Source organism: Rhodoferax sp. SPJ4 (genome assembly GCF_058216275.1).
The window spans coordinates 208718-221815 of sequence record NZ_JBYZMN010000001.1 but is presented as its reverse complement, the minus strand read 5'-3'; the positions used below and the strand labels follow the sequence as shown (position 1 = coordinate 221815).

The 13098-nt window shown below is 67.9% G+C and carries 14 protein-coding genes; 9 read left to right on the top strand and 5 right to left on the bottom strand.

Going from position 1 to position 13098, the window contains the following annotated elements; genetic code table 11:
- Positions 1-2: 2 nt before the first annotated feature.
- Together tldD and rodA are read right to left on the bottom strand one after the other, a co-directional pair.
- Positions 3-1499, bottom strand: a complete 1497-nt coding sequence (gene tldD, locus AC4BAR_RS01020; RefSeq protein WP_490625959.1) for a metalloprotease TldD — start codon at positions 1497-1499, stop codon at positions 3-5.
- 127 nt (positions 1500-1626) lie between these two features.
- On the bottom strand, positions 1627-2781 hold the full coding sequence (gene rodA / locus AC4BAR_RS01015) for a rod shape-determining protein RodA (RefSeq protein WP_490625958.1): 1155 nt from the start codon (positions 2779-2781) through the stop codon (positions 1627-1629).
- Positions 2782-2832: 51 nt separating this feature from the next.
- Here rodA and AC4BAR_RS01010 point away from each other — a divergent pair, with 51 nt between their 5' ends.
- The 8 genes from AC4BAR_RS01010 (at position 2833) to ruvC (ending at position 10542) form a co-directional block, all read left to right on the top strand.
- Positions 2833-3417, top strand: a complete 585-nt coding sequence (locus AC4BAR_RS01010) for a YqiA/YcfP family alpha/beta fold hydrolase (protein ID WP_490625957.1) — start codon at positions 2833-2835, stop codon at positions 3415-3417.
- Between the two features lie 49 nt (positions 3418-3466).
- A complete protein-coding gene (locus AC4BAR_RS01005) occupies positions 3467-5527 on the top strand; it encodes a ribonuclease catalytic domain-containing protein (protein WP_490625956.1) in 2061 nt (686 codons plus the stop codon).
- Positions 5524-6390: an energy transducer TonB gene (locus tag AC4BAR_RS01000; RefSeq protein WP_490625955.1), complete on the top strand. Its 867-nt coding sequence runs from the start codon at positions 5524-5526 to the stop codon at positions 6388-6390. Before AC4BAR_RS01005 ends, AC4BAR_RS01000 begins: the two co-directional genes overlap by 4 nt.
- Before the next feature lie 25 nt (positions 6391-6415).
- On the top strand, positions 6416-7258 hold the full coding sequence (gene aroE / locus AC4BAR_RS00995) for a shikimate dehydrogenase (protein WP_490625954.1): 843 nt from the start codon (positions 6416-6418) through the stop codon (positions 7256-7258).
- 4 nt (positions 7259-7262) lie between these two features.
- Complete coding sequence (mtgA, locus tag AC4BAR_RS00990; RefSeq protein ID WP_490625953.1) at positions 7263-7982, top strand: monofunctional biosynthetic peptidoglycan transglycosylase; 720 nt, start codon at positions 7263-7265, stop codon at positions 7980-7982.
- A gap of 287 nt (positions 7983-8269) precedes the next feature.
- Positions 8270-8881 carry a lysophospholipid acyltransferase family protein gene (locus AC4BAR_RS00985; protein ID WP_490625952.1) on the top strand — a complete coding sequence of 204 codons (612 nt, stop codon included), beginning with the start codon at positions 8270-8272 and terminating at the stop codon, positions 8879-8881.
- A gap of 114 nt (positions 8882-8995) precedes the next feature.
- Entirely contained in the window at positions 8996-9970 is a 975-nt protein-coding gene (locus AC4BAR_RS00980; protein ID WP_490625951.1) for a phosphatidate cytidylyltransferase, read from the top strand.
- 17 nt (positions 9971-9987) lie between these two features.
- Positions 9988-10542, top strand: coding sequence for a crossover junction endodeoxyribonuclease RuvC (gene ruvC / locus AC4BAR_RS00975; RefSeq protein WP_490627164.1), 555 nt, complete (start codon positions 9988-9990; stop codon positions 10540-10542).
- 14 nt (positions 10543-10556) lie between these two features.
- Here ruvC and AC4BAR_RS00970 read toward each other — a convergent pair whose 3' ends face one another.
- Positions 10557-11528, bottom strand: a complete 972-nt coding sequence (locus tag AC4BAR_RS00970; protein WP_490625950.1) for a GlxA family transcriptional regulator — start codon at positions 11526-11528, stop codon at positions 10557-10559.
- A gap of 115 nt (positions 11529-11643) precedes the next feature.
- On the opposite strand from AC4BAR_RS00970, the gene AC4BAR_RS00965 reads away from it, so the two are divergent.
- The gene (locus tag AC4BAR_RS00965) at positions 11644-11946 is read left to right on the top strand and encodes a putative quinol monooxygenase (protein ID WP_490625949.1); all 303 of its coding nucleotides are present in this window, start codon (positions 11644-11646) and stop codon (positions 11944-11946) included.
- Between the two features lie 10 nt (positions 11947-11956).
- On the opposite strand, the gene AC4BAR_RS00960 is transcribed toward AC4BAR_RS00965, so the two are convergent.
- Positions 11957-12133 (bottom strand): hypothetical protein, encoded by a 177-nt coding sequence (locus AC4BAR_RS00960; RefSeq protein ID WP_490625948.1) that lies wholly within the window; start codon positions 12131-12133, stop codon positions 11957-11959.
- An 18-nt stretch (positions 12134-12151) separates the two neighbouring features.
- On the bottom strand, positions 12152-13075 hold the full coding sequence (gene lpxC / locus AC4BAR_RS00955) for a UDP-3-O-acyl-N-acetylglucosamine deacetylase (protein WP_490625947.1): 924 nt from the start codon (positions 13073-13075) through the stop codon (positions 12152-12154).
- Between the last annotated feature and the right edge of the window lie 23 nt (positions 13076-13098).

The following is a 13098-nucleotide window of genomic DNA, read 5'->3' as shown; positions in this document are numbered from 1 at the left end:
GCTCAGGCCGTGCCGCCCACCGTCAGGCCGTCGATGCGCAGCGTGGGCTGGCCCACGCCCACCGGCACGCTCTGACCTTCCTTGCCACAGGTGCCCACGCCGCTGTCCAGCGCCATGTCGTTGCCTATCATGGTGACCTTTTTCAGCGACTCGGGGCCGTTGCCAATGATGGTCGCGCCCTTGACCGGGTACAGGATCTTGCCGTTTTCCACCCAGTAGGCTTCGCTGGCCGAGAACACAAACTTGCCGCTGGTGATGTCGACCTGGCCGCCGCCAAAGTTGGTGGCGTACAAGCCCTTCTTGATGCTGGCAACGATCTCGCCGGGGTCTTTGTCGCCGCCCAGCATGTAGGTGTTGGTCATGCGCGGCATGGGCACATGGGCGTAGCTCTCGCGCCGGCCGTTGCCAGTGGGCTTGACGCCCATCAGCCGGGCGTTCATCGCATCCTGGATGTAGCCCTTCAGGATGCCGTCCTCGATCAGCACGTTGCTCTGGCTGGGGTTGCCCTCGTCGTCCACATTGAGCGAGCCGCGGCGGTCGGCGATCGTGCCGTCGTCCAGCACCGTCACGCCCCTGGCCGCCACCCGCTGGCCGACACGGCCGCTGAAGGCGCTTGAGCCCTTGCGATTGAAGTCACCTTCCAGGCCGTGGCCGATGGCCTCGTGCAGCAGAATGCCAGGCCAGCCCGGGCCCAGCACCACCGTCATCTCGCCGGCCGGGGCCGGGCGGGATTCGAGGTTGGTCAGCGCCGCGGCCACCGCCTCGTTGACGTATTTCTGGATGTGGGCCTCGTCGAAGTAGGCCAGACCAAAACGGCCACCGCCGCCGCTGGAACCCATCTCGCGCCGGCCGTTCTGCTCGGCGATCACGGTCACGCTCAGGCGCACCAGCGGCCGCACATCGGCGGCCAGCGTACCGTCGGCGCGCGCCACCATCACCACGTCGTATTCGCTGGCCAGGCCGGCCATGACCTGGGCCACCCGCGGGTCCTTGGCCCGGGCCAGGCTTTCCACCCGGCCCAGCAGCGCCACCTTGGCGGTGCTGTCCAGCGAGGCAATCGGGTCGGTGCCGTGGTACAGCGAGCGGCTCTTGGCCACCTTGACCGCCGGCACCTTGACCCGGCCCTGGCTGGCCGCCGCGCCAATGCTGCGCACGGTGCGGGCGGCGTCCAGCAGCGAGGCCTCAGAAATGTCGTCGGAATAGGCGAAAGCGGTCTTCTCGCCGCTGACGGCGCGCACGCCCACGCCCTGGTCGATGCTGAAGCTGCCGGTCTTGACGATGCCTTCTTCCAGGCTCCAGCCCTCGCTGCGGGTGTACTGGAAGTACAGGTCGGCGTCGTCCACCTTGTGGGCCTTGATCTCGGCCAGCGCCTTCGCCAGGTGCGACTCGTCCAGACCGAACGGGGTGAGCAGCAGGCTGCGCGCCACGTCCAGCCGGCCTTCGGTGGCGCGGGACTGCGGGGCGGCTTTGGACGACAGGGGGGCGGTGGTGGGACTCATGGCCAGATTGTAGGCATTCGGCCCCGTGGCCATCGGCCCGCCCGGCCAAGCCCCTGCCCGCATCGCGCCCACACTGAGCGGCGGCCCAATGCTCCTGATTCAGGAGCAAGAGCCGCTCCACCCCGGGTCAGGACTGCAGCAGCTGGCGCGAACGGGCGATCGACATCAGGATGCCGATGCCCATGCCCAGCGTCACCATGGCGGTGCCGCCGTAGCTGATGAAGGGCAGCGGCACCCCCACCACCGGCAGGATGCCGCTGACCATGCCCATGTTCACAAAGGCGTAGGTGAAGAAGATCATGGTCACCGCACCGCCCAAAAGCCGGGCGAACAGCGTGGGCGCGTCCATCGCGATCACCAGGCCACGCAGGATCAAAAAGATGAAGGCCGACATCAGCATCAGGTTGCCCACCAGGCCAAACTCCTCGGAGTAGGCGGCAAAAATGAAGTCGGTGGTGCGCTCGGGAATGAACTCCAAATGGGTTTGTGTGCCCTGCATGAAGCCCTTTCCGGTGATGCCGCCAGAGCCGATGGCGATCATGCCCTGGATGATGTGGAAGCCCTTGCCCAACGGGTCGCGGGTCGGGTCGAGCAGGGTGCAGATGCGCTGCTGCTGGTAGTCGTGCAGCACCGGCCAGCGCACGCCGTCGGCGCACAGGCTGGGCTCAAACACCACCAGCAGCACGGCCCCGGTCAGCGCCAACGCCACCGGCGGCAGAATCAGTTTCCAGCTCAGGCCGGCGAAAAAGATCACCGACAGCCCGGCCGCCAGCACCAGCAGCGCCGTGCCCAGGTCGGGCTGCTTCATGATCAGCGCGATCGGCACCAGCAGCAACAGGCTGGCCACCGCAAAGTCCAGCGGCCGCAGCTGGCCCTCGCGCTTCTGGAACCACCAGGCCAGCATCAGCGGCATGGCGATCTTCAGGATCTCGCTGGGCTGTATGGTCACGCCCAGGTTGATCCAGCGCCGCGCGCCCTTCTTGGTGATGCCGAAAATCGCCACCGCGATCAGCAGCGCCACGCCCAACGTGTACAGCGGCACGGCGAACTGCATCAGCCGCTGCGGCGGCACCTGCGCCACCAGGAACATGATGGTGGCGGCGATCAGCATGTTGCGGCCATGGTCGATGAAACGGCTGCCATGGTCGTAGCCCGACGAGTACATGGTCAGCAGCCCGGCCCCGGCCAGCAGCAGCACCGCACAGGCCAGCGGCACGTCAAACCCCTTGAACCAGGGAGCAACACGCTGCCAAAGCGGGGGAGAGTCGAAAACGGCGGCCATGGCGGGATTATCCCGCGCCGGGTGGCCCCCCGGCCAACCCTATCATTCCACATGGCCATCACCCATTTGCTCTATCTGCATGGCTTCCGCTCGTCACCGCGGTCGGCCAAGGCCCAGCTGACGGCCGGGGCGGTGCGCACCCGCCACCCCGGCGTGACCTGGTGCTGCCCACAACTGCCACCCTCCCCGGCCGAGGCTGCCGCGCTGATTCAGCAGGCTGTGGCCGGCTGGCCGCGCGAGCGCATGGCGGTGGTGGGCTCGTCGCTGGGCGGCTATTACGCGCTGTGGCTGGCGGCGCAGACCGGCTGCCGGGCGGTGCTGCTGAACCCGGCCGTGCACCCGGCACGCGACCTGGCCCGCCACATCGGCGAACAGACCGCCTGGCACGACCCGGCCGAGCGCTTTTTCTTCCGGCCCGAGTACATCGCCGAACTGCAAACCCTGGAGGCCGGGCCGCTGCCGCATCCCGAGCGCTGCCTGGCCCTCATCGCCCGCGGCGACGAGGTGCTGGATTGGCGGGAAATGCTGGCCCGGTGTGCGGGCGCTCACATCCAGTTGCTGGACGGCAGCGACCATGCGCTGTCCGGTTACGCCGGTCTGCTGGACGGTGTGCTGGACTTTCTGCGGCTGGCCTGAGGCTGGCCCAGCCGCCGGGCCACTCCACCCTGCATGGGACAATCGCTCTATGTTTGCATTGTTTGAAGAAGCCGGAAAATTCATGGCCGGGCGCATCCTGTCGGAGGCCGAGGCCTCGGCCCAGGTGGAGTTGGATTCCGGCAAGCGGGTCAAGGTCAAAGCCGCCAACCTGTTGCTGAAGTTCGAGAAACCGGCACCGGCCGAGCTGCTGGCCTCGGCCCGCAGCCTCAGCGACGAGATCGAGCTGGACCTGGCCTGGGAATTCGCCCCCGAAGAAGAGTTCGGCTTTGCCGACCTGGCGCGCGACTATTTCAGCAGCAGCGCCACGCTGGCCCAGCAGACCGCCGCGCTGATCCGGCTGTTCGAGGCGCCGCATTACTTCCGCCGCGCCGGCAAGGGGCGCTTTCGCAAGGCGCCGGCCGACATCCTGCAGCTGGCGCTGGCCGCCATCGAGAAAAAAAAGCAGGTTCAGGCGCAGATCGAGGGCTGGGCCGCCGAGCTGGGCCGGGGCCAATGCCCGGACCCCATCCGCGAGCAGCTGTACAAAATCCTGTTCAAGCCCGACAAGAACGCCGCCGAGTACAAGGCGGTGGTCGAGGCCTCGCGCGCCACCCAGACCGCGCCGCTGGCGCTGCTGCAACGGGCCGGCGCCATCGATTCGCCCTACCAGTTCCACTGGCGGCGTTTTTTGTTCGACCAGTTCCCCAAGGGCACGGCCTTCCCGGCGCTGCAAGCGCCGCAGATCACCGACGCCCTGCCGCGGGCCGCGGTGCAGGCCTTCTCCATCGACGACTCGCAAACCACCGAGATCGACGACGCGCTGTCGCTGCAAGGCCTGGGCACAGGCACCGTGGTGCTGGGCATCCACATCGCCGCACCCGGCCTGGCGGTGCTGCCGGGCAGCCCGGTGGACCAGCTGGGCCGCGCCCGTTTGTCCACCGTCTACATGCCCGGCCACAAGCTGACCATGCTGCCCGACGCGGTGGTGCAGCACTACACCTTGCAAGAGGGCCGCGACTGCCCGGCGGTGTCGCTCTACGTCACGCTGGACGAGGCCACGCTGGCCATTCAATCCAGCGAAACCCGGCTCGAATCGGTGCCCATCGTGGCCAACCTGCGCCACGACCAACTCGATGCGCTGGTCACCGCCGACTGGCTGGACAACCCGGCCACACCCACCCCGGCCGGCCAGGACCACGCGCTGGGCGCCCTGCCACAGGGCCGTGAAACCCTGTCGTTTCTGTACCGCCTGGCCAAGCAGCTGAAAGCCGGCCGCGAGATCGTGCGGGGCAAACCCGAAACCTTCAACCGGCCCGACTACAACTTCCGCCTGGTCGGCAACGACGGCGCCGAGCCCACCGGCAATGAAACGGTGTCGATCACCACCCGCCAGCGCGGCGCGCCGCTGGACCTGATCGTCGCCGAGGCCATGATTCTGGCCAACAGCAGCTGGGGCAACTGGTTGGCCGAACTGGGTGTGCCCGCCATCTACCGCAGCCAGGCCAGCCTGGCGCCCGGCGTCAAGGTGCGCATGGGCACCAAAGCCTTGCCGCACGCCGGCATCGGTGTCAAAAGCTACGCCTGGAGCACCTCACCGCTGCGCCGCTACACCGACCTGGTGAACCAGTGGCAAATCATCGCCTGCGCCCGCCATGGCAAGACCGCGGCGCTGGCCGCGCCCTTCAAACCCAAGGACGCCGAGCTGTTCTCCATCATCTCGGGCTTTGACGCCACTTACGCCGCCTACAACGGCTTCCAGGGCGGCATGGAGCGCTTCTGGACGCTCAAGCATTTGCAGCAGAACGGCATCACCGAACTGACCGCCACGCTGTTCAAGGACAACCTGGCGCGCGCCGACACGCTGCCGCTGGTGCTGCCGGTGTTCGGCGCCCAGGGCCTGCCACGCGGTGCCCGGGTCCGGGTGCAGCTGGGCACCATCGACGAAATCACGCTGGACGTGGCCGGCACGGTGGTGGAACGGCTGGATGCCCAACCCAGCGACGCGCCGGAAGACGACGAAGGCGAAGACGACACCGTGGCCGGGCCGATCGCGATCGCGGTCGACCTCAGCGAGGCCGAGGCGGTGGCCGGGGATAATCCAACGCCGTGAACCTGCGTCTGTCCTGGCGATCCCTGAGCACGCTCCAGAAGGCCCTGGGCCTCTCGTTGGCCGCCCATGCGCTGCTGCTGAGCGTGCGCTTCGCCGACCCGGAGCGCTTCAACCGGGTGTTCAAGGACACGCCGCTCGAAGTCATCCTGGTCAACGCCCGCTCGAAAGAGGCGCCCACCCAGGCCACCGCCATCGCCCAGGCCAATCTGGCTGGCGGTGGCGAGGCCGAGCGCGGCCGCGCCACATCGCCGCTGCCACCCTCGGCGCTGCTGCAGGCCGGCGACGATGCGGAAGACGCGCAAAAACAGATCGAGCAATTGCAGCGCCAGCAGTACCGCATGCTGGCCGAGCTGCGCCAGCAGATCGCCATGCTGCCGCCCCCCGACCCGCAGGTCGACCCCAACAACCCCGAGGCCCAGGCCCGCGAACAAAAGCGCCGCCAGGTGGTCAACCTGCTGGCCGAGATCGAGCGCCGCATCAACGAAGAAAACGCCCGTCCCCGCAAGCGCTACGTCAGCCCCGCCACCCGTGAAGAGGTGTACGCGCTGTACTACGACGGCATGCGCCGGCGCATCGAAGACCGCGGTACCGAAGACTTTCCGCAATCGGGCGGCGACAAGCTGTATGGCGAGCTGACCATGGCCATCACCGTCGACGCCGACGGCCAGGTGCTGGCCACCGAGGTGGTCGAGCCCTCGGCCAACCGGGTGCTGAACCGCCAGGCCCAGCTCATCGTGCGCCAGGCCGCGCCCTTTGGCCGCTTCTCCGACGCCATGCGCCGCAAGGCCGACCAGATCGTGGTCGTCTCCCGATTCAAATTCACCCGCGACCAGGTGCTGGAAACCCGTCTGCGTGGCCAATAAGACCGACCCCCTGGACATTCGAACGATGGACCACTACTGCGTGATGGGCCACCCGGTGGAACACAGCCGCTCGCCCCGCATCCATGCCCGTTTTGCCGAACTCACCGGCCAGCAGCTGGACTATGGCCGGCGCCTGGTGCCACTGGACGGCTTCCCCGCCGCGGTGGCCGAGTTCGTGGCCCAGGGCGGCCGCGGTTGCAACGTCACCGTGCCCTTCAAGTTCGAGGCCTTCGCGCTGGCCAGCAGCCACAGCGACCGCGCCACGCTGGCCCAGGCCTGCAACACCCTGACGTTCTCGCGTGACAACCATGGCCGGCCGGTGCTGCACGCCGACAACACCGACGGTGTGGGCCTGGTCAACGACATCGTGCAAGGCGCAGGCCGCCGCATCGCCGGCCACGATGTGCTGCTGATCGGCGCCGGGGGTGCGGCCGCCGGGGTGCTGGGGCCGCTGCTGGACCAGGGGCCGCGCCAGCTGCGGGTGGTCAACCGCAGCATCGGCCGGGCCCAGGAACTGGTGACGCGCCACGAGGCGCTGGCAAGGCGCCACGAGGTCGCGCTGGCGGCCGGTGGGCTGAACGACATCCATGGCGGCTTCGACATCGTGGTCAACGCCAGCGCCTCCAGCCTCAGCGGCGCAGTGGTGCCGGTGCCGGCCCATGTGCTGCGGCGCGACGCCCTGGCCTACGACATGATGTACGGCCCGGCGGCCATGCCCTTCCTGAACTGGGCCCAGGCCCACGGTGCGCAGCCGCGCGACGGCCTGGGCATGCTGGTGGAGCAGGCGGCCGAGGCCTTTGCACTGTGGCGCGGCCTGCGCCCACCGTCGGCCCAGGTGCTGGCCGAACTGCGCGCCGAAGGCTTGTGAGGCCATGCGCTGGTTGACCCGCGGTCTGGTCTGGGCGGTGCTGGCCCTGCTGTCGCTGCAACTTTATTTTGTCGCCCGCATCGCGCTGATGGCAGTGGTCGACCCCCAGTCCACCAGCTTTCAGCGTTCCGAAGCCTGGCGCCTCCAGACCACCAAGGGCGGCCTGCGCTGGCGCCAGCAATGGGTGCCCTATGCGCAGATTTCCGACCACCTGAAACGCGCGGTGATTGCCTCGGAAGACGGCGACTTCATCAACCACGACGGCGTGGAATGGGACGCGCTGGAGAAGGCCTGGCAGAAGAACGCCCAGGCCGAAGCCCAGGCGCTGAAGCGGGCCCGGGCCAACCGGCCGCCCAAGGTGGTGGGCGGCTCCACCATCACCCAGCAACTGGCCAAGAACCTGCTGCTGTCGGGCGAACGCACGCTGGTGCGCAAAGGCCAGGAGTTTGTGCTGACGCTGGTGCTGGAGGCCTTGCTGGGCAAGCAGCGCATCCTGGAGATCTACCTCAACAACGTCGAATGGGGCGAAGGTGTGTTCGGCGCCGAGGCCGCGGCCCAGCATTACTTCCGCAAGCCGGCGGCCCGCCTCAGCCCCTATGAGGCGGCCCGGCTGGCGGTGATGCTGCCCCGGCCTAAGTTCTTCGAGCGCCTGCCCAATTCGGCCTATTTGTCGGGCCGGGCCGGCACCATCGTGGCCAGGATGGGTGACGCTGTCCTGCCCTAGCCCCCACGCTCCCCACTGCGTGTGGTTCGCTGAACGTGCCGCTGCCAGACGCAGCGGCTCTTCGGGCTGTCCCAGCCTGCGCAGGCAGGCTGGGAGCCGCAGCCCTCAGCCCCGAGGGGGCCGCGTTTCGGCTTGGGGCGGCCCAGCGGCGAAACACCCCTCTCCACACGCCACTGCCTACAACGATTGCCCCTGGACACTCCCCGTTTCACCTGGGTGACAGCGGCGGGGTCAAGCAGGGATTGCCACCAGCCTGAATGGCCCTGGTGCCACCTTATCATCGGTTGATGCTTGCCAAACTGATGAGCCTGTTCCTGCTGGGGCTGGTGCGCGCACTGACCGGGGCCCAGGCCCGCTGGCATGGCTGTCCCCCCAAGGCCGAGCAGCGCATCTACTTTGCCAACCACCAGAGCCATGCCGATCTGGTGCTGATCTGGGCCGCGTTGCCGCAGGAGCTGCGTGGCATCACCCGGCCGATTGCCGCCAAGGACTACTGGACCCAGTCGGCCTTCAAGCAGTGGATCACCACCGCGGTGTTCAACGCGGTCTATGTGGACCGCAGCAAGACCACCGACCAGGACCCGCTGGAGCCGCTGATCGAGGCCCTGGGCCATGGCGATTCCATCATCCTGTTCCCCGAAGGCACGCGCGGCAACGCCGAGGAGCCGCAGGCCTTCAAGGCCGGGCTGTACAACCTGGCCACCCGCTTCCCCGACGTGGTGCTGGTGCCGGCCTGGATCAACAACGTGCAGCGTGTCATGCCCAAGGGCGAGGTTGTGCCTGTGCCCATCCTGTGCTCGGTGACCTTTGGCGCGCCGATGCGGGTCGAACCCGGTGAAGAGCGGCGGGCCTTTCTGGACCGGGCCCGCAGCGCGGTCATCGCGCTGCGAGATGTTTGAAACCGCCATGACACCACACCCGCCCATCTGCCGCCGCGCCGGGCCGCCCCAAGCAAGGCAGGGCCCCCTCGGGGGGCAGCAAAGCACACGTAGTGGCGAGCGTGGGGGTTTCACATGAACCAGTTCCTGCGCAGCCTCAGCACCAACCAGCAGGTGGGCCTGCTGTTTGTCATCGTCTTTGGCATTCTCCTGCTGGCCAGCGGCGCGGCACTGCTGTGGTCCATCCGTGACCGCGGCGAGGCGCACCAGGAGGCCCAGCGCAACTTCGGCCGGGTGCTGAACACCTCCTGGGTCATGGTGGTGGTGTTCTGGCTGGCCTGGGCCGCCGGCGACACCGTGGCCACGGTGTTGTTTTGCTTTGTCTCGTTCTTTGCTTTCCGCGAGTTCATCACGCTGTCGCCCACCCGGCGCGGCGACCACCGCAGCCTGGTGCTGGCCTTTTTTGTGGTGCTGCCGGTGCAGTACGCGCTGGTGTTGACCGAGCATTTCGACCTCTTCACCGTGTTCATCCCGGTCTATGTGTTCCTGGCCTTTCCGGTGGTGAGTGCGCTGGCCAACGACCCACAGCGTTTTCTGGAACGCAACGCCAAATTGCAATGGGGCATCATGGTCTGTGTCTACGGCATGAGCCATGTGCCGGCGCTGCTGCTGCTGGACTTTCCGCGCTACAGCGGCAAAGGTGCCTTCCTGGTGTTTTTCTTTGTGCTGGTGGTGCAGACCACGATGATCGTGCAGCACCTGGTGGGCCACCGCCTGAAGCGCCCGCCCCACGCCCCGGCGGTGAGCCAGAGCTTCACCTGGGCCAGCTGGGCGGTGGGGGTGCTGGCCGGTGGCCTGGCCGGCGCGGTGCTAGCGGGCATCACGCCGTTCAAGCCGGGCCAGGCCCTGGGCATGGCGCTGATCGCCGGGGCCGCTGGCTCGCTGGGCCATTTGGTGATGAAGGCGCTGAAGCGCGACCGCGGCGTGACCAACTGGGGCGCCCAGGGGGCTTCGGTCACCGGCGCCAGTGGCCTGCTCGACCGGGTCGACGGCCTGTGTTTCGCCGCGCCGGTGTTCTTCCATTCGGTGCGCTGGTACTTCGGCCTGTGAGCACGGCCCCGCGTCCCATGCGCATCCTCGGCATCGACCCCGGCCTGCAGACCACCGGCTTTGGCGTGGTGGATCTGAGCGGCAGCGCGCTGGCCTATGTGGCCAGTGGCACCATCACCACCACCCATTTGCCGCTGGGCGACCTGCCGGCCCGGCTCAAGGTGCTGTTCGACGGTATCCGCGAGGTGGTGGCCCGCTACCAGCCCGACACCGCCTCGGTGGAGATCGTGTTCGTCAACGTCAACCCGCAGGCCACGCTGCTGCTGGGCCAGGCCCGCGGGGCCTGCATCACCGCGCTGGTGTCGGCCTACCTGCCGGTGGCCGAGTACACCGCGCTGCAAATGAAAAAAGCCGTGGCCGGCCATGGCCAGGCCGGCAAGGCCGAGGTGCAGCAGATGGTGATGCGGCTGCTCAAGCTGCCCGGCCTGCCGGGCACCGATGCGGCCGATGCGCTGGGCCTGGCCATCACCCACGCCCACGCGGGCGAGGCGGCACGCCGGATGGCGGAGGCGGCCACCGGCGGCACCCGCAAGGCCGGGGTGGCGGCCTACCGGGCCGGCCGCAGCCGCTGAAAGCCCCCGCGGCCTCAGCCGCGCTGGCGCAGCTCGCGCACCCCGCGGCCCAGCTTGCGCCGCAGCAGGGCCCGCAACGTGGTGCCGTCGGCATACCCCACCTTGGCAGCCACCTGGTCGACGCTGGCCTTGCTGGTTTGCAGCAGATAGATGGCGCGCTCAACCCGCAAATCCTGGAAGTAAGACAGCGGTGTTTTGCCCAGCACGGTGCGCAGCCGGCGGGCCAGCGTGCGTTCGCTGGCACCGATGGCCTCGGCCGCGCTGCCCAGCGAAAAGCCCTGCATGCCTTCGCCCAGCCGCTCCCGGGCCCAGCGCTCGAAGCGCTCGACCAGCGGGTCGTTGTGGGCCACATGGTCGGGAATGACGTAGGCCGCCTGGGTGGTGCGTGCGTCCACCAGCAGGTAGCGGGCGGTGAGCGAGGCCAGCTCCGGGCTGCGGCGCCGCACCAGCCACAGCGCCAGGTCCAGGTGGGCCATGGCGGCGCCGGCGGTGACAAAGTTGCCAGCGTTCACCAGCATCCGGGTTTCGTCCAGGTGCACGTTGGGGAAACGCTCACGGAACATCGGAGCCAGCCACCAGGTGGTGGTGGCGCTGCGCCCGTTGAGCAAGGCGGTGTCGGCCAGCACAAAGGTGCCGGTGCACACCGCGCCCACCATGGACCCGGTGCCGGAGGCTTCGGCCAGGTAGGCCGACAGGTCGACCATCTCGGGCCGGGCCAGCGACTCGGTCAGCAAATGGGGCTGCTTGGCACCCAGGCCGGGCACCACCAGCACGTCGGGCCGGTAAGTGGAGTCGACTGGCACCACCGGCACCTGCAGGCCGTGGGTGGTGCGCACCCGGCGCCGCATACCCACCGGCCGGACCTCGAACTGCGGCGTGGACAGCCCCAGGGACGGGGCCAGTTCGTTGGCCAGGCCCAGGGTGTCGAGCACCGTGGTCAGGCCGGTGTCGAAGACCTGGTCGAAGGCAAGCACGTCGATTTTCATGTCAGAAATGGTATCGACAATGGCATTTCAGGCCGTAGGTGGAACCCATGACGCACCGCACAATAACTGTCACCCGACCTTGTCGGCATGTGTGTCAACTTCCAAGGAACGCTTCATGGTTCGTGTCGCTTTGTACGTTCGTCTGCAGGCCAAGCCCGGCAAAGAGGCCAGCCTGGAGGCTTTTCTGCAAGGGGCTTTGCCGCTGGCCCAGCAGGAAACCGACACCCCGGTCTGGTTGGCGTTGAAGTTTGGGCCGTCCACCTTCGGGATTTTTGACGCCTTTGCCGACCAGGCGGGGCGACAGGCCCACCTGGAAGGGGCAATTGCCGAGGCGCTGATGGCCAACGCGGCCCATTTGCTGGCCGAGATGCCCTGCATCGAACCGGTGGACGTGCTGGCGGCCAAGCTGCCCGGCTGAGGGTGGCCGCTCAGGCAATGCGCTCCAGGATCAGCACGGCGAAAAAACCAAAAGCCGCGATCAGCGTCCACTTCAGCGTCAGCAGGCCGTAGCGCCGAAAGCGCACCTGGCCGGTGGCGGCGTAGGTGGCGAAACACACCACGGCGGCCAGCAGCAGCAACAGAATCAACCAGCGGAAGATCAGCATGGCTGGGGCCGCAGCAACTTACCAGGCCCGCGCCAGCTGCGCGAAGCCGCCCGGGGCTTTTTTGTCGTCGTCGAAGGTGACGACCTCGTAGGCGTCCTCGCGCGACAGCAGCTCGCGCAGCAGCAGGTTGTTCAGCGCGTGGCCGGAGCGGAAAGCGCTGTAGGCCGCCAGCAAGGGCTTGCCCAGCAGGTACAAATCGCCCATGGCGTCGAGGATCTTGTGCTTGACGAACTCGTCGTCGTAGCGCAGACCGTCGCTGTTGAGCACCTTGTAATCGTCCATCACGATGGCGTTGTCCAGCCCGCCGCCCAGCGCCAGGCCGTTGGCCCGCATCATCTCCACGTCCTTGGTGAACCCAAAGGTGCGGGCGCGGGCGATGTCGCGGCTGTAGTTGCCCTGCGACATGTCGAACTCGACCCGCTGGCCGGTGGAGTCCACCGCCGGGTGGTCGAAGTCGATCTCGAAGCTGAGCTTGTAGCCGTGGTAGGGCTCGAGCCGGGCCCATTTGGCGTTGGCACCCTGGCCTTCACGCACCTCGACCGGCTGGGTCACGCGGATGAAACGCTTGGGCGTTTTCTGCAGCGCAATGCCGGCGCTTTGCAGCAAAAACACAAAGGACGAGGCCGAGCCGTCGAGGATGGGCACCTCTTCGGCGGTGATGTCCACGTACAGGTTGTCGATGCCCAGGCCGGCGCAGGCCGACATCAGGTGCTCGACCGTGTGCACCTTGGCGCCGCCGTTGGCAATGGTGGAAGCCAGTCGGGTGTCGGTGACCGACAGCGCCGAGATGGGGATGTCCACCGGCTCGGGCAGGTCCACCCGCCGGAACACGATGCCGGTGTCGGGCTGGGCCGGGCGCAGCGTCAGCTCCACCCGCTGTCCGCTGTGCAACCCCACACCGACGGCGCGGGTCAGGCTTTTGAGGGTGCGTTGTTCAACCATGGGGCCATTGTAAAAGTGCCGGG